This window comes from Myroides odoratimimus (genome assembly GCF_030326305.1).
Classification (GTDB): Bacteria; Bacteroidota; Bacteroidia; order Flavobacteriales; family Flavobacteriaceae; genus Flavobacterium; species Flavobacterium odoratimimum_A.
In genome coordinates this window covers 25,519-50,055 of record NZ_JACAKB010000004.1, presented here as the reverse complement: position 1 = coordinate 50,055, position 24,537 = coordinate 25,519, and the positions used below count along the sequence as shown (strand labels likewise).

Annotated in this window: 24 protein-coding genes and 3 tRNA genes; 12 read left to right on the top strand and 15 right to left on the bottom strand. The window is 33.8% G+C overall.

The window, feature by feature from the left end; all coding sequences use genetic code 11:
* Positions 1-212 precede the first annotated feature (212 nt).
* From lon to HX049_RS04730, 4 genes are all read right to left on the bottom strand, one after another.
* Positions 213-2,681: an endopeptidase La gene (gene lon, locus HX049_RS04745; protein WP_286414421.1), complete on the bottom strand. Its 2,469-nt coding sequence runs from the start codon at positions 2,679-2,681 to the stop codon at positions 213-215.
* 201 nt (positions 2,682-2,882) lie between these two features.
* Positions 2,883-3,854, bottom strand: a complete 972-nt coding sequence (locus HX049_RS04740; RefSeq protein ID WP_286414420.1) for a hypothetical protein — start codon at positions 3,852-3,854, stop codon at positions 2,883-2,885.
* Between the two features lie 87 nt (positions 3,855-3,941).
* Complete coding sequence (locus tag HX049_RS04735; protein WP_286414418.1) at positions 3,942-5,240, bottom strand: MFS transporter; 1,299 nt, start codon at positions 5,238-5,240, stop codon at positions 3,942-3,944.
* Between the two features lie 51 nt (positions 5,241-5,291).
* The gene (locus HX049_RS04730; RefSeq protein WP_286414416.1) at positions 5,292-6,107 is read right to left on the bottom strand and encodes a M48 family metallopeptidase; all 816 of its coding nucleotides are present in this window, start codon (positions 6,105-6,107) and stop codon (positions 5,292-5,294) included.
* 115 nt (positions 6,108-6,222) lie between these two features.
* Here HX049_RS04730 and HX049_RS04725 point away from each other — a divergent pair, with 115 nt between their 5' ends.
* Both HX049_RS04725 and msrB read left to right on the top strand, forming a co-directional pair.
* Positions 6,223-7,089, top strand: a complete 867-nt coding sequence (locus HX049_RS04725; RefSeq protein WP_286414414.1) for an alpha/beta hydrolase — start codon at positions 6,223-6,225, stop codon at positions 7,087-7,089.
* 4 nt (positions 7,090-7,093) lie between these two features.
* Positions 7,094-7,570, top strand: coding sequence for a peptide-methionine (R)-S-oxide reductase MsrB (gene msrB / locus HX049_RS04720; protein WP_286414412.1), 477 nt, complete (start codon positions 7,094-7,096; stop codon positions 7,568-7,570).
* Positions 7,571-7,948: 378 nt separating this feature from the next.
* Here msrB and HX049_RS04715 read toward each other — a convergent pair whose 3' ends face one another.
* Complete coding sequence (locus HX049_RS04715; RefSeq protein WP_286414410.1) at positions 7,949-8,680, bottom strand: biotin--[acetyl-CoA-carboxylase] ligase; 732 nt, start codon at positions 8,678-8,680, stop codon at positions 7,949-7,951.
* Between the two features lie 99 nt (positions 8,681-8,779).
* On the opposite strand from HX049_RS04715, the gene rsfS reads away from it, so the two are divergent.
* The 7 genes from rsfS to HX049_RS04680 all read left to right on the top strand — a co-directional run bounded on the left by rsfS (position 8,780) and on the right by HX049_RS04680 (position 14,384).
* Positions 8,780-9,151: a ribosome silencing factor gene (gene rsfS / locus HX049_RS04710; RefSeq protein WP_006258757.1), complete on the top strand. Its 372-nt coding sequence runs from the start codon at positions 8,780-8,782 to the stop codon at positions 9,149-9,151.
* A gap of 18 nt (positions 9,152-9,169) precedes the next feature.
* Entirely contained in the window at positions 9,170-11,134 is a 1,965-nt protein-coding gene (gene ftsH / locus HX049_RS04705) for an ATP-dependent zinc metalloprotease FtsH (protein WP_286414409.1), read from the top strand.
* A gap of 114 nt (positions 11,135-11,248) precedes the next feature.
* A complete protein-coding gene (locus HX049_RS04700; protein ID WP_286414407.1) occupies positions 11,249-11,860 on the top strand; it encodes an LUD domain-containing protein in 612 nt (203 codons plus the stop codon).
* Position 11,861: 1 nt separating this feature from the next.
* A complete protein-coding gene (locus tag HX049_RS04695; RefSeq protein ID WP_286414404.1) occupies positions 11,862-12,662 on the top strand; it encodes a phosphatidate cytidylyltransferase in 801 nt (266 codons plus the stop codon).
* Between the two features lie 2 nt (positions 12,663-12,664).
* A complete protein-coding gene (locus tag HX049_RS04690; RefSeq protein WP_286414403.1) occupies positions 12,665-13,318 on the top strand; it encodes a phosphatidylserine decarboxylase family protein in 654 nt (217 codons plus the stop codon).
* A gap of 3 nt (positions 13,319-13,321) precedes the next feature.
* The gene (locus tag HX049_RS04685) at positions 13,322-13,594 is read left to right on the top strand and encodes an acyl-CoA-binding protein (RefSeq protein WP_286414400.1); all 273 of its coding nucleotides are present in this window, start codon (positions 13,322-13,324) and stop codon (positions 13,592-13,594) included.
* Entirely contained in the window at positions 13,581-14,384 is an 804-nt protein-coding gene (locus HX049_RS04680) for a superoxide dismutase (RefSeq protein ID WP_286414398.1), read from the top strand. Before HX049_RS04685 ends, HX049_RS04680 begins: the two co-directional genes overlap by 14 nt.
* Positions 14,385-14,444: 60 nt before the next feature.
* On the opposite strand, the gene dnaB is transcribed toward HX049_RS04680, so the two are convergent.
* The 7 genes from dnaB to HX049_RS04645 all read right to left on the bottom strand — a co-directional run bounded on the left by dnaB (position 14,445) and on the right by HX049_RS04645 (position 22,550).
* The gene (gene dnaB / locus HX049_RS04675; protein WP_286414396.1) at positions 14,445-16,022 is read right to left on the bottom strand and encodes a replicative DNA helicase; all 1,578 of its coding nucleotides are present in this window, start codon (positions 16,020-16,022) and stop codon (positions 14,445-14,447) included.
* A 135-nt stretch (positions 16,023-16,157) separates the two neighbouring features.
* On the bottom strand, positions 16,158-17,111 hold the full coding sequence (locus HX049_RS04670; protein WP_006258766.1) for an acetyl-CoA carboxylase carboxyltransferase subunit alpha: 954 nt from the start codon (positions 17,109-17,111) through the stop codon (positions 16,158-16,160).
* A 63-nt stretch (positions 17,112-17,174) separates the two neighbouring features.
* The gene (locus HX049_RS04665; RefSeq protein WP_286414394.1) at positions 17,175-18,068 is read right to left on the bottom strand and encodes a DMT family transporter; all 894 of its coding nucleotides are present in this window, start codon (positions 18,066-18,068) and stop codon (positions 17,175-17,177) included.
* Complete coding sequence (locus HX049_RS04660) at positions 18,055-19,128, bottom strand: LptF/LptG family permease (protein ID WP_286414392.1); 1,074 nt, start codon at positions 19,126-19,128, stop codon at positions 18,055-18,057. Before HX049_RS04660 ends, HX049_RS04665 begins: the two co-directional genes overlap by 14 nt.
* 39 nt (positions 19,129-19,167) lie before the next feature.
* Positions 19,168-20,298 carry a tRNA guanosine(34) transglycosylase Tgt gene (tgt, locus tag HX049_RS04655; RefSeq protein WP_286414391.1) on the bottom strand — a complete coding sequence of 377 codons (1,131 nt, stop codon included), beginning with the start codon at positions 20,296-20,298 and terminating at the stop codon, positions 19,168-19,170.
* A 90-nt stretch (positions 20,299-20,388) separates the two neighbouring features.
* Positions 20,389-21,402, bottom strand: coding sequence for an iron ABC transporter permease (locus tag HX049_RS04650; protein WP_286414389.1), 1,014 nt, complete (start codon positions 21,400-21,402; stop codon positions 20,389-20,391).
* A 2-nt stretch (positions 21,403-21,404) separates the two neighbouring features.
* A complete protein-coding gene (locus tag HX049_RS04645; RefSeq protein WP_286414388.1) occupies positions 21,405-22,550 on the bottom strand; it encodes an ABC transporter substrate-binding protein in 1,146 nt (381 codons plus the stop codon).
* A 168-nt stretch (positions 22,551-22,718) separates the two neighbouring features.
* Here HX049_RS04645 and HX049_RS04640 point away from each other — a divergent pair, with 168 nt between their 5' ends.
* Both HX049_RS04640 and HX049_RS04635 read left to right on the top strand, forming a co-directional pair.
* Positions 22,719-22,955, top strand: coding sequence for a hypothetical protein (locus HX049_RS04640; protein ID WP_286414387.1), 237 nt, complete (start codon positions 22,719-22,721; stop codon positions 22,953-22,955).
* Positions 22,952-23,470, top strand: coding sequence for a DUF4252 domain-containing protein (locus HX049_RS04635; RefSeq protein ID WP_286414385.1), 519 nt, complete (start codon positions 22,952-22,954; stop codon positions 23,468-23,470). The genes HX049_RS04640 and HX049_RS04635 overlap by 4 nt, the downstream gene beginning before the upstream one ends.
* 54 nt (positions 23,471-23,524) lie before the next feature.
* On the opposite strand, the gene HX049_RS04630 is transcribed toward HX049_RS04635, so the two are convergent.
* Positions 23,525-23,597, bottom strand: a tRNA-Lys gene (locus HX049_RS04630).
* A 466-nt stretch (positions 23,598-24,063) separates the two neighbouring features.
* Between HX049_RS04630 and HX049_RS04625 the strand changes: the two genes are divergently transcribed.
* Positions 24,064-24,222: a hypothetical protein gene (locus HX049_RS04625; protein WP_006258775.1), complete on the top strand. Its 159-nt coding sequence runs from the start codon at positions 24,064-24,066 to the stop codon at positions 24,220-24,222.
* Between the two features lie 69 nt (positions 24,223-24,291).
* Here the strand turns inward: HX049_RS04625 and HX049_RS04620 are convergent.
* Positions 24,292-24,373 (bottom strand) — tRNA-Leu (locus HX049_RS04620).
* A gap of 92 nt (positions 24,374-24,465) precedes the next feature.
* Positions 24,466-24,537, bottom strand: a tRNA-Lys gene (locus tag HX049_RS04615).

Here is a 24,537-nt window from a genome sequence, read left to right as displayed (position 1 = left end):
AAAACACCTTTTTAATACGTTCACTATAAAACAAATACTAAAAAAGCACCTTAAAAATACAACTATTTTCTACAATAATGGCTAGCAAAAGTAAGTTAATCTGTAAAAATTCACATCATTTTAAGGGGACAAAATACAGTCTAGAGCCTTATAAAACGAAAAAAAGCCTCACTTTATAAAAGTGAGGCTTTCCTTGTCCTATCTAATAAGTTTTACTTGTTAGCTACTTCTAGCTTCTTAGCATTCTTTACCTTTTGATTTGTAATAGCAATCTCTAAAACTTCTTCCATCTTGTCTACATAATGGAATGTCAATCCTTTAAGATACTCTTCTTTAATATCATCAATATCTTTTCTATTATCTTTACACAAAATAATCTCTTTGACATTAGCACGCTTAGCTGCAAGAATCTTCTCTTTTATCCCTCCTACTGGAAGCACCTTACCTCTTAAGGTAATTTCTCCAGTCATCGCTAAATTCTTTTTCACTTTGCGTTGAGTAAATGAAGACACCATAGACGTCAGCATCGTAATACCCGCACTAGGTCCGTCTTTAGGAGTTGCCCCTTCAGGTACGTGGATATGTATCTTATAATTGTCAAACACTTCTTGAGCAATACCTAACTCTTCTGCATGAGCCTTAATATACTCTAGTGCTATAGTAGCAGACTCTTTCATCACTGTACCTAAGTTACCTGTGATAGAAAGCTCTCCTTTACCTTTAGAAATAATAGATTCTATATATAAAATATCCCCTCCAACACTAGTCCATGCTAACCCTGTTACAACACCAGCTACATCATTATTCTCATACTTATCATTCTCAAAGCGCGGCGTACCTAAGATTTTTTTGATATCCTCTTCTGTCATCTTCACATTATACTCCTCTTCCATCACGATATTCTTAGCTACACCTCTAGCGATATGTGCTAGCTGCTTATCTAAACCACGTACTCCAGACTCTCTTGTATAATTCGTAATGATAAACTCCATCTGTTTTTTACCAATCACAACATCTTTAGAAGTAACTCCATGCGCCTTTAATTGTTTGCCTAACAAATGCTGTTTACCTATCTCTACTTTTTCTTCTATTGTATACCCCGTCATCTCGATAATCTCCATACGGTCTCTCAATGCAGGCTGTATAGTACTTAAACTATTAGATGTCGCGATAAACATCACTTTAGACAAGTCATATCCCATTTCTAAGAAGTTGTCATAGAACTCGTGATTTTGTTCTGGATCTAATACTTCTAATAATGCAGAAGAAGGATCACCATTATGACTAGAAGATAACTTATCTATCTCATCTAGTAAAAACACTGGATTAGATGTCTTTGCCTTCTTCAGACTCTGGATAATACGTCCAGGCATAGCACCGATATAAGTCTTTCTGTGTCCTCTGATCTCTGCCTCATCGCGTAACCCTCCTAGAGAAATACGTACATACTCACGACCTAATGCATCTGCTATAGATCTACCGATAGAGGTCTTACCTACTCCTGGAGGTCCATATAGACATAGGATAGGAGACTTAAGGTCATTTCTTAACTTAAGGACTGCCATGTGCTCTAAGACACGCTTCTTCACCTCTTCTATTCCATAATGATCTTTATCTAACTGCTTCTGAGCATTTTTTAAATTAAAGACATCTTTAGAATAATGATTCCAAGGCAATTCTAAGAACAGCTCTAAATAGTTTCGTTGAATACCAAACTCAGCCACTTGAGGATTCATTCTTTGGAACTTCATTAACTCCTTATCGAAGCGCTCCTGTACTTCCTTAGACCACTTTTTATTAGCAGCTTTCTTACGCATCTCTTCAAACTCCTCTTCATTCGAAAAACCACCCAATTCTTCTTGGATCGTTTTCATTTGTTGATGTAAGAAATACTCTTTTTGCTGTTGATCTAGATCGACTCTCACTTTCGTCTGAATATCGTTGCGCAGCTGAAGCTTTTGCAACTCTAAAGTCATCATCTTTAAAGCTTCTAAACCTCTAGCATTTAGGTCATCTATATTAAGTAATCGTTGCTTATCACCAATATCCATACTCATATTAGAAGACACAAAATTAATCAAGAACGATTCGCTAGAAATATTCTCAATAGCAAATGCTGCATCCGATGGTATATTTGGGTTCTCTTTAATGATCTCTAAAGCAGTCTCTTTAATAGACTCAACAATTGCTGAGAACTCTTTATTCTTCTTACTAGGACGCTTCTCTTCACGAGCTACCACATTAGCCTTCATATAAGGTTCTTCCTGTGTCAATTCTGTGATTTCAAAACGTTTTTTACCCTGCAAGATAACTGTGATATTTCCATCAGGCAACTTTAATAACTTGATGATACGAGCCACTGTACCTGTATGGTATATCTCATTGATACCAGGATCATCAGTACCTTCATCTATCTGTGCTACTACACCTATCGTTTTATCCCCTTTATTTGCTCTATTTAATAATTCAATAGACTTATCTCTACCTGCTGTAATAGGAATCACTACACCCGGGAATAATACCATATTTCGCAATGGTAATATCGGAAGTGAGGTTGGTAATTCTTCTTTATTCATCTCCTCTTCATCTTCACTTGAAAAAATCGGAATAAACTCTGAATCTCCATCTCCTAAATCTTGTAACGACAAGTTGTCAAATGTTATTATTTTTTGATTTGCCATATGTATTTTTACGTCATTTTGTCAGTTAACAATTTTATTTCGACATAGCCCAATTACAACCACACCCATAACTAACTGATTACCAACAAAAAAATTAATTTTTAATTGTTCTACCTATATAATATTTCAATCTTTATGCCATAAAAAAATCCTTACTATTATGGCAAGGATTTTTTGTCTTTTATGTTAAAATACAAAATATTATTTACTTGGAGAAGAAATAATTATAACAGAAAAATCTCCATAAGTGATTTTTACTTTTTTATCTTGATCCTCTTCTTCCACTCCTACTAAATTAGCTTCAAATCTACCTTTTAATAAAAACTTATTTGGATCCTTTTCATCTCGCTGTGCATAATCAAAACGCAAGAAACCTTCGTTCTCTGCTACCTTCTTAGAAGTGTACTTAACTCCATAAGGAGAAGTATACTCTACATTAAACCATCCTAGTTTCTTAAACTCTTTAGGATCATTCGATACTACTATATCTTCATTATAAGGAAAATCCAGCACTATCTTCTGTGTCTTCTCTACTCCATCTATACTAGACACATACGCTCTTCCGCCCTTTACTTCTACAGATTCCTCAGGATTAGTAAAAGGCTCATTATCTGCAAATGCTTCTAAATATGTAGCTTCTTTTCTAACAAAAGGAATATCTACAAAGCTTCCACTTATAGGAAATGACTTTAAGTCTGGGTTATTTTGATTACTAGGCATCATACGCTTAATGTCAAAATCACCTGATACTACTCTCGCTTTTCTATTAATATTACCGATAGACATAATCCCTGTCACGATATTAGGACGCAATGTATCCTTCGTTGTATACAGTAGCTTATTCTCCCACGAATAGTAATTACTCTCATTCACATTTGTAGGAAAGTTACCTGACTGAAACTTTAAAGTTCTAAGTATCAACTCATCATTTTCAAAATTCTCGCTTCCTGCTAACTTCACTTTTATTTCTAAACGTCCGTTTTTATCTAACTCAGCCACTATCCCTTCACGCATCAGGATAGTCTCTCCTTGATTATGAATAGTCATAATCGGCTTACCTACTCCCTGCTCCCCTTCTATGATAGTATCATACGATTCATTATCACATGAAGCTACAGTCATAGCGGTGATAGAAAATAAACTAATTGCTAATATTCTAAATGTCTTTTTCATATTATAACTTACTATTCGTAAAGTAATCAATTTTTAAAAATATTTCAATAACAAAAATACAATCTTATTTCTTTTTTAATACTAATTCTACTTTTTATTAGGTATTCTTAATAACAGAACAAAACCTACAGCAAAAAACAGGATCAAAAACAATATAGCATTCTGCATCTTACCAGTGATATCACTTACCAGCCCATACATAGACATCCCTAGCACAATACCTAACTTCTCTGTCACATCATAAAAGCTAAAGAAGGAAGTCGTATCAGTAGTCTCCGGCAATAGTTTAGAATATGTAGATCGAGATAATGATTGTATCCCTCCCATTACTAATCCCACAAAACTAGCTGCCACATAGAACTCATTAGGCGTGATTATAGTATATGCATATAGACATATTATAATCCATAACGCATTTAATACACATAACGTATAAATATTGCCAATTTTTTTTGACAATAGAGAAGTCAAATAGGCTCCCGCTACAGCTACTAACTGAATCATCAGTATACTTAATATTAAGCCTGTCGTACGCTGAGTATCATTTTCCCATGAGATTTCTTTTTCTCCAAAGTAGGCTGCGATTACCATCACTGTCTGTACTGCCATACTATAGACAAAGAAAGCAACTAAATATCTCTTCAGAGCAACATATTCTTTTAGCTCTCCCCATACTTTTTTTAACTCTCTAAAGCCTTTAAAGAATAAAGATCGGGTGATTTTCTTCTCATTTTTAAAATCAGGTAAATACTTAAAAGTATAAAGGCTAAATCCTATCCACCACAGACCTACAAGTATAAATGAGAAGCGCATAGCTGTCATTGCAGTAGTAAAGCCAAAGGTGTCATACTTCATCACTAACAATAAGTTTAACAGAAGTAGTATAACACTGCCTATATACCCTAGCGCATATCCCTTTGCGCTTATTCTATCCTGCTGCTCTGTAAAAGCGATATCAGGAAGGTATGAATTATAAAAAACTAAGCTTCCCCAAAAACCTATTAACCCAAACATATAGATCAATAAGCTCAACAACATATAATCTAAACTAAAAAAATAAAGAAGCATACACGATATAGACCCTATACCACAAAACAGTTTCATAAAAAACTTCTTATTCCCTAAATAATCTGCTACTCCTGATAATATAGGCGACAGTATACATACTACTAAGAATCCTATCGCAGTGATATAACTGATAATTGATTCACTCTTAATAGAGGTTCCCCAAAAATCAAAACTATCAATATTTAACTCTCTAAATAGAGATCCATAATACAACGGAAAGATAGATGACGAAATAACTAAGGCATATACTGAGTTGGCCCAATCATAAAACGCCCATGCATTTAAAAGTTTTTTATCCCCTTTTACAAAACTTTTCATAGTCTATTCTATTTAAAAAAATAAGCTACCAGAAGGTAGCTTACTCTATTTTTATCTTCCAAAAGATACACCAAATTTTGCTGCTTCAGCTTTTGCTTCAGGAATTAATTTCTTCAAATTAGCTATACGCTCTTCATTACTAGGGTGAGTACTCATCCATGAGCTCCCACCTCCACTGCCATCTCTAGCAGCCATTCTACTCCAGAAACTAACTGCTTCCTCAGGATTATACCCCGCGATAGCCATTAGTGTCAATCCTATCTTATCAGCCTCTGTCTCATGTGATCTACTGAATGGCAACATTCCTGCCACATTACTACCATACCCGTATAGCCCAGCGCTTAACTGTTTTGTAGTAGCACTAGATTTAGCAGTAGCAGCATCTATTGCCACAGCTCCAGCCTGCTGTAGCATTCCAGCACTCATGCGTTGTTGTCCGTGATTAGCTAACGCGTGAGCTACCTCATGCCCCATCACTACAGCTATCCCAGCATCTGTCTGGCAATAAGGCAAAATACCGGTATAGAACACTATCTTACCTCCTGGCATACACCACGCATTCACTTCCTTATCATCTACTAAGTTATACTCCCATTTATAATCATTAAGATAACTTCCATACCCATTAGCTGTCAACCAAACTTCTGCTGCTTTCTTAATTTTTACACCAACGTCAGCTACGCGTTGTGCATCTTTTGTCCCTTTTATCACCTTATGTTCCTTTAAGAAAGTATCATATTGTGAAAAAGACATTGGAAACAACTCAGCATTAGAAGTAAACGCCATAGTTTTTTTTCCTGTAAAAGGATTTGTTGCACAAGCAGTTAACAACAAAATAGTTCCGATAGAGAATACGATTTTTTTCATTATTTTTTATTTTCAAAATTAATAGGAATTCGCATAATTCAAAAACTTTTACTTTTATAATAATTCTTTTAGATTCTTTTATTTTGTAATTTTACCTCCTTAGAACATTATTATAATGCAAAGTCAAAAACCAAAACAATCGCTTGAAATACCAAAAAGCATAATAGTAATAGGAAAAACATTACAATTATTTTCAAATAACCTAGCGACTAGATTTGCTCAGAACTTATTCATCACTCCTCTTAAATTTAAACCACCAAAAAGAGAGAAGGAGATGTTTGATAAAAGTGTTGTCACAAAAATAACTGTACCTGCACTGCGCAAAGACATCGTTGTATATCAATACGGAACCAATAAAGCTGCTGATAAAAAAGCTCTTTTGATACACGGATGGAATGGTAGAGGTACACAGCTAGTAACTATCGCTAATATGCTAATGAGAGCTGGATATGACGTCGTAAGTTTCGATGCACCTGGTCATGGTAAGTCTCCTAAGACGAAGACTAATATGACTGAGTTTATCGCTTCTGCATTCGAAGTAGAAAAGCAGTTCGGTCCATTCGAACTCGTTATCGGTCACTCACTAGGAGGAATGACTACTATGAATGCTCTTAGAGATGGTCTAAAAGCTAAAAAAGCAGTCATATTAGGAAGTGGAGATGTAGTAAAGGATGTAATAGATGATTTCGTTAAACAAATAGAACTAAAACCTATTATCGCTAAAAAGATTCAAGAGCGATTCGAAACTCAGTTTAATCAAACTATGGAGAGCTACACTGTGCATCTAGCAGCAGAGGAGATTGACATTCCTCTTCTAATTATGCATGACGAAGATGATCTAGACGTAAATGTAAGTGCTGCTTACGCGATCAAAAAACACAGTAAAAATGCAGAACTTATGATTACTTCTGGTCTAGGTCACCGCAAGATCTTAGGAGATAAGAAAGTCATAGAACGCATCAAATCTTTCATAGAGCAATAAAACAATGAAAACAGTTGTATTCAGTTGTATCATTCTAAGTATATTAGCCTGTAAAGATGCAAACTATCAAAAGATACCAAAAATGAAAAAAGATAAAACAACAACCGAGCAAGAATGGCAACAAGCCTTAACTCCTGCTGAGTACTATGTACTAAGAGAGAAAGGAACAGAACGTCCATTCACTGGAGAATACAACGACTTTAACGAACAAGGAACGTATCACTGTGCAGGATGTGGACAGCTATTATTTAACTCCGATACTAAATTTGATGCACATTGTGGTTGGCCTTCATTTGATAAAGCGATAGAAGGTTCTGTTAACTATATAGAAGATCTGTCACATGGAATGAAGAGAGTTGAAGTGACTTGTTCTAACTGTGATGGGCATCTAGGGCATATCTTCCCAGACGGGCCTGCCGAGACTACAGGTATGAGATACTGTATGAACTCCATCTCATTAAAATTCAAAAAACAAGAATAAATATAGATAAAGAGAATAATGGTTTCATTATTCTCTTTCTTGTTTGTTTCCTTCCTATTTTAGTTCAGTCATGTTACTATCTAGTAGCAAATGAGTCCGTAGTAAGTCCGCTATGAGTCTGTACTCACTCCGTTAAAATGTAGAATATAACGCAGTCATCACCTACTTATCAGACTATCACTAAATACACTTCCCGTATAAGTTTAAAACAAGACACAAACATAAGAGCCATAAAGTAATATACAAACAACTAGTCCTGAGATATTGCCTATCCATACAGTTTAGCTAGTTCTTACTACTTTGTAGCCATATAGAGAGTGGTCATATACTTTCTGACAGTACTGACACGAAGCAGGAGCACTGCCTACTCTTTATTGATTAGTATAATAACTTTACTTGTTTGATATCAAATAGTGCTATACTATCATCTTCTTTTTTCACTCGTAGTAATCCATTTTTTGTCACTCCTAGTATAATCCCCATAAAGCGAACACCGCTAGGTAGTTCAAAAACACTAGGAATATTAATACGATATAAGTTACGATGATACTCTTCCCATATAAATGAGCTACCTAAAGTGACATACTTCTGACAGTACTCTTTCAGTGAAGCCAATATAGCATGCATTACTTCATCTTTATTCACTTTTTTACCGCATAATTTGAATAAAGAGGTCGCTTGAGGTAATTGATCGAAGTTTTCTTGGTTAGCATTTATACCTATTCCTACTACTGACAGTGTTTCTCCTGAAGCTTTGATAATATTTTCAATCAAAATGCCACCTATCTTCTTATTATATGACAATATGTCGTTTGGCCATTTTATGCTAAATGGCAGATTATATAACTTTTTAATCCCTGAATAAACGCTTAATACAACAAGAACATTTAAATCAAAAACATGCTCAGGAGTCTCTAACAGATCCTTCACTAACACACTAAATGTAAGGCTAGTACCTACTTCTCCTTTCCATACACTACCTCTTTGTCCTTTTCCTTGAAATTGATTTTCAGTTACAACAACAGTAAAGTTTTCAAGATTGGAATGCGTTAATATTTCCTTCAAATAAGTATTCGTTGACCCTATGGCATCGAGTTTGATAATATTCATGTAAAATAATTATAGACTAATCTGATCGATTTCATTATATTTGAATCCAAAATTAGCAAACATTACATTTAAACTAGAATAAAATAAGACAAAAAATAAATGGCAGACAAAAATATTAATAACGACGAATTGATTGCAAACATTGTAAAAGGGATAGAATCAGTTAAAGGTGAAAACATTACAATAATCGATTTAAGAGAAATAGACAACACTCCTTGCGATTACTTTATCATAGCTGATGGTAACTCTAACACTCAAGTTAATGCCATTTCAGGTTCTGTACAAAAATTAGTCTCTAAAGAATTACGTGATAAACCTTGGCACGTAGAAGGTGAAGATAATGCAGAATGGATTTTAATGGACTATGTAAACGTTGTTGTACACGTGTTCCAAAAACACATTCGTGAATTTTACAACATTGAAAGCTTATGGGGAGACGCTAAAATCACTACTATTGACAGCCAGTATTAACCACTAAACCAAAATTTCATGTCGGAAAATATGAAACCTAACCAAAATAAATCAAGATTTAATCCATGGGTATTATATGGTAGTATCTTGGTGATTATCTTGGTGATAAATTTCCTTACTAATGGGAGCAGCTTTGGAAACTCAAGACAATTGGGGCTTTCTAAGCTATATGAATATGTAGATAAAGGATATGTAGAAAGAATTGACTTTAGCCGTTCTGTAGCTAAAGTTTATTTAACACCAGAAGCTCAAAAGAGCAAAGAGTTTGAAGATCTAAACAAAAACAATATACTTGGAAGAGAAAATGCAGGACCTCAATTCTTAACTGACATTGGAGATTCTAAATTGTTTCAAGAAAAACTAGACAAAGCTACTACTGAAGGAAAAATTAAAGAATATAAATCTGAACCTGAAAGTAACTGGGGAGATATCCTAATTAGCTTCTTACCTATCATCATCATCATCGGATTCTGGTTATTCATGATGAGAAGAATGACTGGTGGTGGAGGAGCTGGTGGCGGAGGTCAAATCTTCTCTATCGGAAAATCTAAAGCAAAATTATTTGACGAGAAAAACGACATTAAAGTTAGCTTTAAAGATGTAGCTGGATTAGAGGGTGCAAAAGAAGAAATCGTTGAAATCGTTGAATTCTTAAAGAACCCTGAAAAATATACTTCTATCGGAGGTAAGATACCTAAAGGAGCGCTATTAGTAGGACCTCCTGGTACAGGTAAGACTTTATTAGCAAAAGCTGTTGCTGGTGAGGCGCAAGTTCCATTCTTCTCTCTTTCGGGATCTGATTTCGTAGAGATGTTCGTAGGAGTAGGTGCTTCTCGTGTAAGAGACTTATTTAAACAAGCTAAAGAGAAATCTCCAGCCATTATCTTTATTGATGAGATCGATGCTGTAGGACGCGCTCGTGGTAAGAGTAACTTCTCTGGATCTAACGACGAAAGAGAAAACACATTAAACCAATTACTAACAGAGATGGATGGTTTTGGTTCTAATACTAACGTTATCGTATTAGCAGCTACTAACCGCGCTGAGATTTTAGATAAAGCACTACTTAGAGCTGGACGTTTTGACAGACAGATCTATGTAGACTTACCAGACGTTAAAGAGCGTGAAGCTATCTTTAAAGTACACTTGCGCAATATTAAAAAAGTTGACAACTTAGATATCGACTTCTTATCTAAACAAACACCAGGTTTCTCTGGAGCAGATATTGCTAACGTATGTAACGAAGCTGCATTAACAGCTGCTCGTAAAGATAAAAAAGAAGTAGATATGCAAGACTTCTTAGACGCTGTAGATAGAATCATCGGAGGTCTAGAGAAGAAAAACAAAATCATCTCTCCTGAAGAGAAATATGCTATCGCTATACATGAGGCAGGTCACGCTACAGTAAGCTGGATGTGTGAGCACGCTTCTCCACTAGTGAAAGTAACCATCGTTCCGAGAGGACAGAGCTTAGGAGCTGCATGGTATCTACCTACAGAAAGACAAATCGTGAGAACAGAACAAATGTTAGACGAAATGTGTGCTACTATGGGAGGACGTGCTGCTGAAAAGATTATCTTCGACAAGATATCTACTGGAGCATTAAGCGACTTAGAGAAAGTAACTAAACAAGCTAAAGCTATGGTTACAATCTACGGTCTGAACGAAAAATTAGGTAATATCACTTATTATGATTCGTCTGGACAAAGTGAATACAGCTTCGCTAAACCATATTCAGAAGAAACTGCTCGTGTAATAGACCAAGAGATATCTACTCTAATAGAAGGTCAATACGAAAGAGCTATTTCTATCTTGTCAGAAAACAGAGATAAGCTAGTACAACTAGCAGATTTGCTTTGTGAAAAAGAAGTAATTTTCAAACAAGATTTAGAAAACATCTTTGGTCCAAGGCCCTTTGATAAAGAAGGAGCAGTAGAAGTAAATCTAACTACTGAAACAAAAACTGAAGATAACATAGAATAATAGAGACTCGACCTCTATAAACATTAAAAATCTTAACCTAAAGGCAACTTTAAGTTAAGATTTTTTTTATCTTTGAATACTTAATCAATTTATTTCATCGGAGTTTATTTTAATATGAGTTTTTTCAAGAAGTTATTAAAAGTATTTCAACCTTCTGACCCAGTAGAGGAAAACCCTGCTGTGCATAAAAGTCAATACTTACCTGAAGAAAAACTTCCTGTGGATGAACTTTTTACTTTAAACTTTAAAGAGAATGGAGGCAAGTTCTTATACTGCGAAACATTAGATGAATTAAATGAATCTTTTATCAATATTCTCGTAGAGAATGATTGGTTTGAAACAGAAGCCCAAACGTATGAAAGTCCTCTGTACTCTATGCTACAAGAGAACAATATAAAATATGGCGAAGTAAAGAACCCAACTTTCTTTTTCTCTGGGTGTGAAAACTTAATAGCTGAAGATGGTTCTATTCTTTTTTGTGATAAACAAATTAAGAATAATAAAGCTCATGATTTACCAGATAATATTGTAGTCCTAGCTAAGACTAGTCAAATGACTAGAACAAAAAGTGATGGCTTAAGAGAAATCAAAAGAAAATATGGTAGTGCACTACCTAGTAACATTACAACATTTAATTGCTTCAAACAGTCTACCAATGAAAGCGATTTTTTAAGTTATGGTAGAACTCCCAAGAATTTGTATTTATTACTTTTAGAAGATCTATAATATGTCAGAAACTGTTACTCGAGCAATATCAGGCGTTGTATACATTGCGCTTTTGATTGGAGCAACATTGTACTCACCTACTAGCTTTGAAATTCTTTTCGGAGCATTTATGTTCATTGCATCCTATGAATTTGCAAAACTAATCAAGCTACCAAAATCATTAGCTATGATTATCTCTCTTATGGCCTCTGCATGTCTAGCGTGGAATAGAGATATATTACCTATTAATGCGATAGCAATATTCTCAGCTGTAGTACTACTTGCATTACTAGCTGAATTATTTACTACAAAAAAACCGAATAGATCATTTCCTATCAAAATGATTATATTCTTAGGTTATGTAATATCATCATTTGTTACACTTCAATATTTGCCATTTGTCAAAGATGGTAATCAACCAATATATGTACCACAAATAATTATTGGTATTTTAATAATGATTTGGACTAATGATACTTTTGCTTATATCACAGGAAAGAAATTTGGTAAAAATAAGTTATTCGAAAGAATATCACCTAAGAAAACAATAGAAGGTTTTCTAGGAGGAATGTTGTTTACAATTATTGCAGGAACGATCTTAAGTCAATATTTTGACTTTTTTAATATTGTAATTTGGATAAGTAGTGCTATTTTTGTCAGCATTTTTGGAACGATTGGAGATTTAGTAGAATCTCATTTCAAAAGGGAGGCTGGCGTAAAGGACAGCGGTTCTATCATGCCTGGGCATGGTGGAATTCTAGATCGATTAGATAGTGTTATATTTGTAGCACCGTTTTTGTATTTAATATATCAAATTTTATAACTATGTTTCACAAAGAAGGAACTAAAATCATTTTCTTTTCATTAGTAATAGCTGCTGTATTAGTAGTTTTAGCTGATGTGTTATGTGCTAGTATTCCATGGCTAAGAGTAGTCCTGCAATCTATAGTATTAATCTTTTTACTTCTAATATTACAATTCTTTAGAAACCCTGACAGAACTGTAACAGCTGATGATAATAAAATCTTAGCACCAGTAGATGGTAAAGTTGTTGTTATAGAAGAGGTATATGAACCAGAATACTTTAAAGACAAAAGATTAATGGTATCTGTATTTATGTCCCCTATCAACGTACACGTAACACGCTACGCACTAAGTGGACTTATCAAATATAGTCAATATCATGCAGGTAAATACCTAGTAGCATGGCATCCAAAAGCTAGTGAAGAAAACGAACGTACTACAGTGGTAGTTGAGAATCCAGTTTTTGGAGAAGTTATGTACAGACAGATTGCAGGAGCATTAGCTAAACGTATCGTTAACTATGCTAAACCAGGTATGCAAGTAGTACAAGGTACTGATGCTGGATTTATTAAATTCGGTTCAAGAGTAGACCTATATTTACCATTAGGCACAAAAGTTGATGTGGTATTAAATCAAAAAGCAATTGGTAATAAAACTGTTATTGCGCACAAGTAAATAATGAGCAATTTAGATTTAGATTTTACAGAAGCATACGAGCGAATTTCAAGAGAGGCTAAGAACCTTCCTCCTGATGTCATGTTGCGTATCTATGCTTTCTACAAACAAGCTACAAATGGACTGAGCCACCAAGATTTCGAAGATATGTCTAGTGATCTTAAACGTGCTTTTAAATTTAATGCTTGGACACAAGTAAGTCATTTAACAATAGAAGAAGCTAAGTTAGAATATATCAAACTAGCAAAAGAAATATTAAGTAATGAAAAAGCTTAAGGTAACTTTAATCATCATAATCGCTCTGAACAGTCTCCTACTTACATCTTGTAATAATAAGGAAGAACTAACAGAAGTACAGATTCCAGAAAGAGAGTCTTTTATTACTAAAAGTTCTAACTTTCCAGATCCTAATACTATAAAAACTAAACAAGGCCCTTTTGAAATGCAAGGTATTGGTTATAGTTTTAGTGATTATGTTGATATACTAAAGCCAGAAAGTGTTTATATACATTATGATAAATACCACCTTAGCTATACGAATAAATTAAATACATCAGTACACGGTACTCAATTTGAAAGAGATAGTATATCAGGACTAGTTTCCAAGATTGACAACAATTATCCTAAGCTCAAAAATCTTTCAGGAGCATATTACAATCATAATATCTATTGGCGCTCTATATCTCCCTTAGAAGAAAAAGCTCCTAATGAGAGTCTTAAAAATGCTATAACAGAATCTTTTGGTTCTATGGCAGAGTTTAAGAAAGAATTTATAGCTCAAGGAAATGCTTTAATTGGTTCAGGTTGGTTATGGTTAGTACAGGTAAATGGAACACTACAAGTTGTGACAACTGTAAATAACGAATCTCCTATGATGCCTGAAGTAGCCAAAGGAAGTCCTCTTTTAGGAATAGATTTATGGGAACATGCCTATTATCCTACTTATGAAGAAGATATTACAGCCTATTTAGAAATGTGTTTTAAGCATTTAAATTGGGACTATGCTAATAAGCTTTATAGGCCTAAGGTTATTACAGTAAATCCTGTTACACAAGTTCAACAATAAGACTTCTTATATACAAAAAAACGCCTACTTTATAAAGTAGGCGTTTTTTTGTATATATAGTTAAAAAGGAACATCATCATCATTCTGATAGCCTCCTTGGTAACCACCTTGATTAGGAGCAGAACCAAATACAGAATCACCAGATGGTAAATTCCCAACAAAATTCTGTCTATAGTCTCCTCCCTCTTGATCATTCATTGCTGAAGAGAATGTATTACCAAATCCAATAACATCATCATCTAAATTATCAAATTTACCGAATTGTCCTAAGAATTTTAAGCGAATGTTATCTAGTCCACCATTTCTGTGTTTTGCAACAATAAATTCTGCTTGTCCAGCTGTAGGACTTCTTTCCTCATCATCCCATTCTTCAATCTTATAGTACTCTGGACGATAGATAAACGATACAATATCCGCATCTTGCTCAATCGCTCCAGACTCCCTTAAATCGGATAATAAAGGCCTTTTAGAAGCACCACGTGTCTCCACAGCACGAGATAACTGTGATAAAGCAATAACAGGTACATCTAACTCTTTTGCTAATGCCTTAAGCGTTCTTGAGATAGTAGAAATCTCTTGCTCACGGTTTCCTCCCCCCTTAGAATTCCCTCCAGCTGTCATCAACTGCAAGTAATCAATAATAATTAATTTTATTCCGTGTTGAGAAGCTAAACGACGAGCTTTAGCACGTAAGTCAAAAATAGATAAAGACGGAGTATCATCTATATATAGAGGAGCGCGCTCTAAGTCTTTTACTTTTACGTTTAGTTGTTCCCACTCGTGTGTTTCTAATTTACCAGTACGCAATTTCTCCGAAGACAATCCTGTCTCAGAAGAAATAAGACGTGTAATCAACTGTACAGAAGACATCTCTAATGAGAAAACTGCAACACCTGCACCAGTCTCAATAGCGATATTTCTAGCCATCGATAATACAAAAGCTGTTTTTCCCATACCAGGACGAGCTGCTATAATAATCAAGTCACTTGGTTGCCACCCGGAAGTAAGTTCATCTAGCTTATGGAAACCTGTTGCTAATCCACTTAGTCCTTCTTTAGTACTGATTTCCTCAATTCTCTTCTTTGCTTGTGCCACTAAAGACTGAGCTGTCTCCGAACTTTTCTTTATATTTCCTTGAGTTACCTCATATAATCTAGATTCAGCTTTATCTAATAAGTCAAATACATCACTTGTCTCATCATAAGCATCTTCAATTATTTCATTCGAAATACGAATCAAACTACGTTGAATGAATTTCTGTAAAATAATACGTGAATGGAATTCAATATGTGCAGAAGAAGTAATCTTTTGTGTAAGACTAACCAAATAGTAATCACCTCCCACTTGATCTAATTTACCATTTTTACGCAATTGCGTAGATACAGTTAATAAATCTATCGGTTGATTACTCACGAATAATTGATCGATTGCTTCAAAAATATGTTTGTGAGCGTCTTTATAGAAAGCATCAGGTTGTAATATATCAATAACCTCATCAATACCTTTCTTATCAATCATCATGGCTCCCAACACAGCCTCTTCTAAATCAATAGCCTGTGGTGGAAGTTTTCCTTTCTCTAAAGACACGACTTCTCTAGAAAAAGATTGCTTTGGTCTAAATTCTTTTGCTTGTTCCATAATGCGAAATTAATTCTTTTTGATGATAACTCAATTCTAATTTATACAATTAGCTTGTTAATAAGATAACTAATAATTAGTGAAAAAAAAATCCGAGAAAGACTCTCGGATTTTAATATTACTATATAGTCAGAACTAGTCTTTATACTCACCCATTTCGAAATATTTCTCCATGCGTTTTTCTATTAACTTATCTGTTGATAACTTAGCTAAACTACTATATGTATCTACAATATACTTCTTAACAGTAGCGAAAGTTTCTTCTCTGTTAGTATGTGCTCCTCCCAGTGGTTCTGGAATGATATCATCTACTAATTTGTTCTTCTTCATATCATAAGAAGTCAACTTAAGAGCATCTGCCGCTCTTTCTTTATATTCCCAACTTCTCCATAAAATAGAAGAACATGATTCCGGTGAAATTACAGAATACCAAGTATTTTCTAACATTGTTACTTTATCACCAACACCAATACCTAAGGCTCCTCCTGAAGCTCCTTCACCTACAATAATACAAATAATAGGTACTTTAATACGGAACATTTCATAGATATTACGAGCAATAGCTTCACCTTGTCCTCGTTCTTCTGCTTCTAAACCAGGATATGCACCTGGAGTATCGATCAAAGTAACAATAGGAATATTAAACTTTTCTGCCATTTGCATTAAACGTAAAGCCTTTCTATATCCTTCTGGATTAGCCATACCGAAGTTTCTATACTGTCTAGTCTTAGTATTATACCCCTTTTGTTGGCCAACGAACATAAAACTTTGATCACCAATCTTACCAAGACCACCTACCATTGCTTTGTCGTCTTTTACATTTCTATCACCAAAAAGCTCTAGAAAAGTATCTCCACATAAAGCCTTAATATAATCTAATGTATAAGGTCTATTAGGGTGTCTAGACAATTGAACTCTCTGCCAAGCAGTCAAGTTTTTGTATATATTCTTCTTAGTTTCTTCTAATTTCTTCTCAATTTGCTTACAAGTTGCTGATACATCAACATCGGATTCTTCACCGATCAAAGCACATTTATTCAGCTGTTCTTCAAGCTCTTTAATTGGAAGTTCAAAATCTAAATATTCCATTTATGATTAAGTTTTAGTTTCAATTACGAATGACAAAGATAAAACAATACTCGGATAGATAAGCTATCTAGTACTAAGTTTTCTCTTTTTTCTATTTTTAACAATACCATTTAGTACTACTGTACTCAAAATCAACAAGGCTCCTATATAAAACTCTAACGTCATTTTTTCGCTATCTTTAAAGATAGCCACAGCTAATAAAATACCATAAACTGGCTCTAAGTTAATCGTCAGCATCACAGTAAAAGGCGTTAAATAGCGCATTATATATACAGAGCCTAAAAAAGCAAATGCAGTACATACTGTACCTAAAAGTAAAAGCCACATCCAATCATTTAGACTAACCTCAAAAAATTCTATAGTAAAACCTCCCGTAATCAATAATACTACAGAAAGGACTATAAGCCCACCCAACATTTCATAAAATGTAATAACTGGAGCTGCTGTATGCACAATTAGTTTACTATTAATAATAGAAAACAAAGCTGACAAACAGGCTGCGATTAGCCCTAACAATATCCCCTCTACATACTCTCCACTTACACTAAATATTAAAGTCAAAGCACATATTACTATAAAGCCAAAAAAGACTTCATAGCTTACTACCCTTCTCTTTAAAATTAATGGTTCTAAAATAGAAGCAAAAAATGCTCCAGTGGATAAACAAGCTAATGTAATCGAAATATTAGACACCTTTATGGCTAAAAAGAAAGTTAGCCAATGTAGAGCGATAACCACTCCAGCTCCTAGAAACTGTATAATACGGTGTTTAGGGGCTTTTATAGATTGTTTTGTGAATGCATAAAACACTAACAAAGTAATCACTGCTATTAAAATGCGGTACCATACTAATGGTAGAGCTTCTAGAGATATTAATTGTCCTAGAATAGCTGTGAATCCCCATATAAAAACAATTAAATGGAGATATATTTGACTTTTTATATTATCTGCGAGCATTTCGAAGTAAAAATATTGCTAAAATACCAAAAACAACATTAGGCAACCATACTGCCACTAAAGGTGGAATACTAGATGCTTCTGCCAATGTACCGAATATCTTATCAAAGAATACATAAATAAAAGCTAAAGCAATCCCTATGGCTAAGTTCATCCCCATTCCTCCTCTCCTCTTCATTGAAGAAACAGATACAGCAATAATGGTTAAAATAAATGCCGATACAGGTACACTGTACTTTTTATACAAAACAACTAAATAAACATTGATATTAGAAGAACCCCTCATTTGTTCTTTTTCTATAAAACGCTTTAGAGGTCCTAGTTGCATCGTTTCTGCCGCATACACCACAGGAGTAAGATCATCTATATCAAAATCAAGCTTCATTTCCTTCTCTTCAGCTCTTTCAAAACGATCTTCGGTTTCTCCTATCTCCCTATTGAAGTAAGCAAATAAAGTATACGTTTCTGTATCAGGATTCCATACAATACGATTAGCTGTCGTTTTTGAAATCATTTTATTTCCATCAAATACTTCTAATGAAAAGTTATAACCGGTCTTGCTATTATAGTTAAAATTACTTACATAAATAAACTCAGTAGGGCTAATTTGTCGATATACATTTTGACTCTCCCGTACCTCAGCACTCTTCATATATTTATAACGAAAATCATTATACCCTTGACTAGCTTTAGGTACAATAAAAACAGACATTACTAAAGCGAAAATAGAAATGAAAGTAGCGCCGATAATATAAGGGCGTAAAAAACGAGTAAAGGAAATTCCCGAACTAAGTATTGCTACAATCTCTGTATTATTAGCCAACTTAGAAGTAAACCAGATAATAGAAATAAATAACAATATAGGAAACAACATATTAGCAAAATAGATCGTAAAGTCCAGATAGTACATTAATACCGCTGGTAAAGGTACCTTATTTGCTAATATCTTGTTTATTTTTTCAGAAACATCAATTATGATTCCTATAGGCACAAAAAGCAATAATAACACAAAGAACGTTACTAAGTATCTTTTGAGTATATACCAATCTAATATTTTCATATAAGTATAATTTGATGCTTCTTTATCTTTTTGATTAAACTATAAACGGTTATCCATTTGTTTCACCATCTTATTTTTCCACTCTGTAAAAGTACCAGCTAAAATCTGACGACGCGCTTCACGTACTAACCATAAATAGAATCCTAAGTTATGTATAGTTGCAATTTGTTTACCTAATGATTCATTAGCCGCAAACAAGTGACGTAAATAAGCTTTTGAATAAGCTGTATCTACCCATGTATATCCATTCTCATCAATAGGAGAAAAATCATCTTCCCATTTCTTATTCTTCATATTCATAGATCCATGAGCTGTGAATAACATACCATTACGAGCATTACGCGTAGGCATTACACAGTCAAACATATCTACACCTAAAGCAATATTCTCTAAGATATTAATTGGAGTACCCACCCCCATTAAATAACGAGGTTTATCTTGTGGTAGAATATTCGTTACCAACTCTGTCATTGCATACATTTCTTCTGCTGGTTCACCTACTGACAATCCTCCAATAGCATTACCATCAGCACCAATATTAGCTATATACTCTGCAGACTGCTCACGTAAATCTTTAAAAGTACTTCCTTGTACAATTGGAAATAAAGTTTGAGAATATCCATACATTTCTGGTACTTTAGCTAAATGGTCAACACATCTATCTAACCATCGATGTGTACGATGCATAGATCTCTTAGCATATCTATAATCACATGGATAAGGAGTACACTCATCAAATGCCATAATAATATCAGCTCCAATAGTACGTTGAATCTCCATTACACTCTCTGGTGAAAAGAAGTGATAAGATCCATCTATATGAGACTTGAACTTAACTCCTTCTTCTTTAATCTTTCTATTAGATGATAGTGAATATACTTGGAATCCTCCACTATCTGTTAAGATATTACGATCCCAATTCATAAACTTATGTAACCCACCTGCTTGCTTAAGAATCTCCATTTTAGGTCTTAAATAAAGATGATAAGTATTTCCTAAGATAATGTCAGGATTAATCTCTTCTGATAATTCACGTTGGTGAACTCCTTTTACTGAAGCTACAGTTCCAACTGGCATAAAAATAGGTGTCTCAATAACACCGTGATCAAGCGTAATCTTCCCAGCACGTGCACGAGAATTTACGTCTGTATGTAATAAATCGAACTTCATAATTATTGTTTACAACTCGCAAAGATAAAGCAAAACTATGGATGCTTTTAATTTTTAATATTTTTTTCTATTATACACTCAAACGAGTTCTTAATGAACTTTTTTTCTTAAAATAAGCCATATTACAATAGGTGCCCCAAATATAGAAGTGACAGCATTAATAGGTAACAAAAATTGCTCTCCTCTTATTTGAGTCAACATATCACATATCAACATCAAAATTCCTCCTAGTAATGCTGTACTAATAAGTAAATAACGATGTCCACTCACTTTCAATATAAGCCTTGTTATATGTGGCACTGCTAATCCTATAAAAGCAATAGGTCCAACTAATGCAGTCGAAATCCCTGCCAGAAGACTAGTGACCAAAATAATTATATTACGCGCCTTCTTAACATTAATTCCCATAGAAGAAGCATAATTATCGCCTAGTAGCATAGCATCTAAAGCTCTAATAAGTAACATACTCCCTAATACTCCTATCCCAACAACAATAGCAAAAAGTGTAATGCTTTCCCAACTCAAATTACCTAAACTCCCCAATGACCAAAAAGCGAAACGCTTTAACTGCTCTGCAGAACTAAAATAAGTCAATATACCTACTATCGCATTAGCAAAGCTTCCAAACATAAGGCCGACAATAAGAACTGTAACTGTATTTCGGACAGAATTAGAAACTAATAATACCAAAAACAGCAATCCTAAACTCCCTAAAATAGATACTAGGGCAATACCATAAGTAGAAGTAAAAATGGAAACAATAGTTGTCGGCAAAAAAGACACACCTAAAATCAATATAGCTACACCTAAACTTGCTCCAGAACTAATCCCTAGCACATAACTTTCTGCCATAGGGTTTCGAAACAGCGTTTGCATAAGTAATCCACTTATAGAAAGGGCTATTCCTACTAACACAGCTACAATCGCTTTAGGTAATCTATAATTAAGAATAATATATCGCCATGTCTCTTTTACCTCTTCCTCTCCAAATAATACACTTACCACTTTATTAAATGGAATATGTATACTACCTATGGATATGTTCAGAATAAACAGAGTTAACAAGACTACTATTAAACCTATGACACCTATTTTTTTACTCATAGCTACTTTAGTTGTTCAAAAAATACAGGTTGATAATTAGGTATAGAAATCTCTGGATGTAAAATATAAATCAAGTCTTTCAATACTAAATCAGGACGAGTTGGCCCTAACTCATAGAATAGACTTCCCCCTGTCTCTCCTTTCCTCGGAGAGAACGAAAATATATTCTTATTTTTAAAAGCATTAAACTTAGCATAATGTGGATTCGCCTCTATTAACTGTTGAAGACTTTCGTATTGAGCAGGGTTAATCCAGAAAGAAGCATCTATAGCTTTATCTAACACCACCTCTAAAGACAAAGATAAGCTACCTGTACCTTCCGTTTCCTTCCATAAATAATCAGACTTAGCATCCTTAAAATATATAGCCATCCAACTTTGTCCTTGAGGAGTATACCACACATCCTGATACATAGCACCACTCATCACAGTAGGAATATTTTTAGCATCTTTTACTAAAGCTTGTGCTTCCTTATAATCTTCAACTATTTTATCAAAAAAAACAGCAGCCTCTTTTTCTTTATCATATAAAGCACCAAATAACTTAATCCATTCGGCTTTACCTAAAGGCGTCTGTTCTACCCAATCACCATTATACAATACAGGTATTCCACTTTTTTCAATTAATTGTAAAGCTTGATTAGACCCATCCATTGCAAATGCAACAATAACTGAAGGATTTAAATCTAACAACATCTCTGTATTTAATTGTTCATTTTGGCCTAGTTCTTTAATGTGATTATCAGTTATTAATTTCCTAATAGAAGGAGAAGATATATAATTTAGCCCAGGAAACCCCCTCAACGTTTCTTCTTCTTCTAATACAACTAATGAAGGTATATGGGTAGTAGAAGTAACAACTATAGACTGCACAGGTACTTTAAGACTAGGAAGTGTTTTTAATGAATCAGGGATAACCTCTCTTCCCTCCTTATATAACACATATTTAAATTTTTTATCAGCACCTACCCATGCTTGTTTTACATTTATCACAGAATATTGGTCATACTTTTCTATAGTAAATCCCTTTGCATATTCTATTGTACTAGACTTAACATCTGAAGTTATTACTGTATTACTCTCTTTTTTACAAGATACAAATAAAGTAACCACTAAGAATAACATAGAATAAATCTTCCTGTCTCTCATAATTATATAATTGGTTTAAGTACAAAAATAGAACATTATTAAACATTAAAAATATAAAATGACTACTTCGTTATTAGGTTAATCCAATACGATTTTCTAAAACTACGTAGGAATTATTCAAAAACTTATTTACATTTATATTATGTTTGTACATATAGTTCAATATAAATGAAAAAAAAGACATCTATTAAAAACCTACTTTTCTTTGGAACACTAGTATTAGGAGCTATAATAGCTTTTATATACTTCCCTGCCAAAACTGACACTAATCCTACTTTAAAACAAAATGAGTATGGAACATTTACTAATCCAGAAGTGGCTTATAAAGAATGTCAAAAATTACTAATTCAACTTTCTAATGATCTGAATAAAGGGATCCCTACTAACAAAACAAAGCAACCATGAAACATATAGTAAAAACAATATTAATCTTTTTATTTACATTGAGTACTATTAACACCTTTGCTCAAGATGTATTTCAAGTATTTGAAAAAAACAAACAAGTAAATGCAGTAGTTGTAAATCAAAAGATGTTCGAGATGATGGCTAACGTAAAGGTAGAACCTACTAGCCAAGAAGAAAAAGCATATTTAAGTCTAATCAAGAAATTAACTTCATTAAGAGTATTTAATACAACTTCAGCTTCTTTAAAAGAAGAAATGAAAACTGCAGTATCGAAACATGTTTCTTCTGCTTCTTTAAAAGAATACTCTAATAATAAAGATAATGGTAGTAATATCACGATATATATAAATCAAAATGGTTCTGCTAACAACATAAGCAACCTACTTCTTTTCAACGAAAATAGTAAAGAGAACATAGTAATGATTTTAACAGGACAGTTTTCATTAAATGAGATATCGTCTTTAACATCTAAAATGAATTTACCTATCGGAGATTCCTTAAACAAAATAAAGTAATCTGAGAATATAAGACAAAAAAAAAGCAGAGATTATAATCTCTGCTTTTTTTTGTGACCCGACTGGGGCTCGAACCCAGGACCCCAACATTAAAAGTGTTGTGCTCTACCAACTGAGCTATCGAGTCATTGATAAACCGTTTGTTTCTCAATTGCTATGCAAAGGTAGTCCTTTTTTTATACCTCACAAATTACAAACTAACCTTTTTTCCTAGACTTATCAAGGGATAGACGTAAAACACAGTAAATGAATTAATAGCATTTTAAAAAAAATTTCAAACTTTTTAATTAAACTACATTACTACTGTTTTTTTAAGAATAATGGTTAATCTGGATAAACTTTCTAACTATACGATGAGATACCATTTTTAAACATTTTCTATTTTTAGACCATAAACATTCAATTTAATTTATCATATACTATTTAACAAAGAGCGTACATTTTTAGTACACAAGGAGTTATCCTTCCAAACCTTGATATAACCTCGTTTTCACCTCATCAAATAACTCACATATAAATAAGATGACAATTATCATTTTAAATGTTAAAAATATTCTATACTTTAGTGTTAAAATAACAAAAATAAACAGATTATGACTTTACAAAACCTACCTCTTTACAACTTCAACAATGGTACCTTCATGATTATTATCTTTGGATTAGTCTGTGTAGGTCTAGTTGTGGCTTTATTTTTACTAATGGGGCCTTCTAAGAAAAATGATGAGAATAGTGATGAGACAAATCAACAGTAAAAAAAAAGCTACTTAATTGAATTAAGTAGCTTTTTTTTTAAAGGTCTCTACAGCACTTCTATTCTTAAGTGACCATGATGGGATTCGAACCCATACGTCTTGCGACACCACCCCCTCAAGATGGCGAGTCTACCAATTCCTCCACATGGCCTTAAACGAATACTATTACTTACACCTTACTAAAGGTAAATAAAATTAATATTCAAAAAACAAAAAAAGCTACTCTTATTAGAATAGCTTTAGTGACCCGACTGGGGCTCGAACCCAGGACCCCAACATTAAAAGTGTTGTGCTCTACCAACTGAGCTATCGAGT

What these genes read in the sequence shown, in the direction of transcription:
- HX049_RS04645 (WP_286414388.1), bottom strand. Translation starts at nt 22,550, where the DNA reads ATGAGAGACAGGAAGATTTATTCTATGTTATTCTTAGTGGTTACTTTA.
- HX049_RS04670 (WP_006258766.1), bottom strand. Translation starts at nt 17,111, where the DNA reads ATGGAATATTTAGATTTTGAACTTCCAATTAAAGAGCTTGAAGAACAG.
- HX049_RS04695 (WP_286414404.1), top strand. Translation starts at nt 11,862, where the DNA reads ATGTCAGAAACTGTTACTCGAGCAATATCAGGCGTTGTATACATTGCG.
- HX049_RS04715 (WP_286414410.1), bottom strand. Translation starts at nt 8,680, where the DNA reads ATGAATATTATCAAACTCGATGCCATAGGGTCAACGAATACTTATTTG.
- tgt (WP_286414391.1), bottom strand. Translation starts at nt 20,298, where the DNA reads ATGAAGTTCGATTTATTACATACAGACGTAAATTCTCGTGCACGTGCT.
- HX049_RS04700 (WP_286414407.1), top strand. Translation starts at nt 11,249, where the DNA reads ATGAGTTTTTTCAAGAAGTTATTAAAAGTATTTCAACCTTCTGACCCA.
- HX049_RS04680 (WP_286414398.1), top strand. Translation starts at nt 13,581, where the DNA reads ATGAAAAAGCTTAAGGTAACTTTAATCATCATAATCGCTCTGAACAGT.
- HX049_RS04635 (WP_286414385.1), top strand. Translation starts at nt 22,952, where the DNA reads ATGAAACATATAGTAAAAACAATATTAATCTTTTTATTTACATTGAGT.
- lon (WP_286414421.1), bottom strand. Translation starts at nt 2,681, where the DNA reads ATGGCAAATCAAAAAATAATAACATTTGACAACTTGTCGTTACAAGAT.
- HX049_RS04665 (WP_286414394.1), bottom strand. Translation starts at nt 18,068, where the DNA reads ATGCTCGCAGATAATATAAAAAGTCAAATATATCTCCATTTAATTGTT.
- HX049_RS04735 (WP_286414418.1), bottom strand. Translation starts at nt 5,240, where the DNA reads ATGAAAAGTTTTGTAAAAGGGGATAAAAAACTTTTAAATGCATGGGCG.
- dnaB (WP_286414396.1), bottom strand. Translation starts at nt 16,022, where the DNA reads ATGGAACAAGCAAAAGAATTTAGACCAAAGCAATCTTTTTCTAGAGAA.
- HX049_RS04650 (WP_286414389.1), bottom strand. Translation starts at nt 21,402, where the DNA reads ATGAGTAAAAAAATAGGTGTCATAGGTTTAATAGTAGTCTTGTTAACT.
- HX049_RS04740 (WP_286414420.1), bottom strand. Translation starts at nt 3,854, where the DNA reads ATGAAAAAGACATTTAGAATATTAGCAATTAGTTTATTTTCTATCACC.
- rsfS (WP_006258757.1), top strand. Translation starts at nt 8,780, where the DNA reads ATGGCAGACAAAAATATTAATAACGACGAATTGATTGCAAACATTGTA.
- HX049_RS04725 (WP_286414414.1), top strand. Translation starts at nt 6,223, where the DNA reads ATGCAAAGTCAAAAACCAAAACAATCGCTTGAAATACCAAAAAGCATA.
- ftsH (WP_286414409.1), top strand. Translation starts at nt 9,170, where the DNA reads ATGTCGGAAAATATGAAACCTAACCAAAATAAATCAAGATTTAATCCA.
- HX049_RS04625 (WP_006258775.1), top strand. Translation starts at nt 24,064, where the DNA reads ATGACTTTACAAAACCTACCTCTTTACAACTTCAACAATGGTACCTTC.
- HX049_RS04730 (WP_286414416.1), bottom strand. Translation starts at nt 6,107, where the DNA reads ATGAAAAAAATCGTATTCTCTATCGGAACTATTTTGTTGTTAACTGCT.
- HX049_RS04640 (WP_286414387.1), top strand. Translation starts at nt 22,719, where the DNA reads ATGAAAAAAAAGACATCTATTAAAAACCTACTTTTCTTTGGAACACTA.
- HX049_RS04690 (WP_286414403.1), top strand. Translation starts at nt 12,665, where the DNA reads ATGTTTCACAAAGAAGGAACTAAAATCATTTTCTTTTCATTAGTAATA.
- HX049_RS04685 (WP_286414400.1), top strand. Translation starts at nt 13,322, where the DNA reads ATGAGCAATTTAGATTTAGATTTTACAGAAGCATACGAGCGAATTTCA.
- HX049_RS04660 (WP_286414392.1), bottom strand. Translation starts at nt 19,128, where the DNA reads ATGAAAATATTAGATTGGTATATACTCAAAAGATACTTAGTAACGTTC.
- msrB (WP_286414412.1), top strand. Translation starts at nt 7,094, where the DNA reads ATGAAAACAGTTGTATTCAGTTGTATCATTCTAAGTATATTAGCCTGT.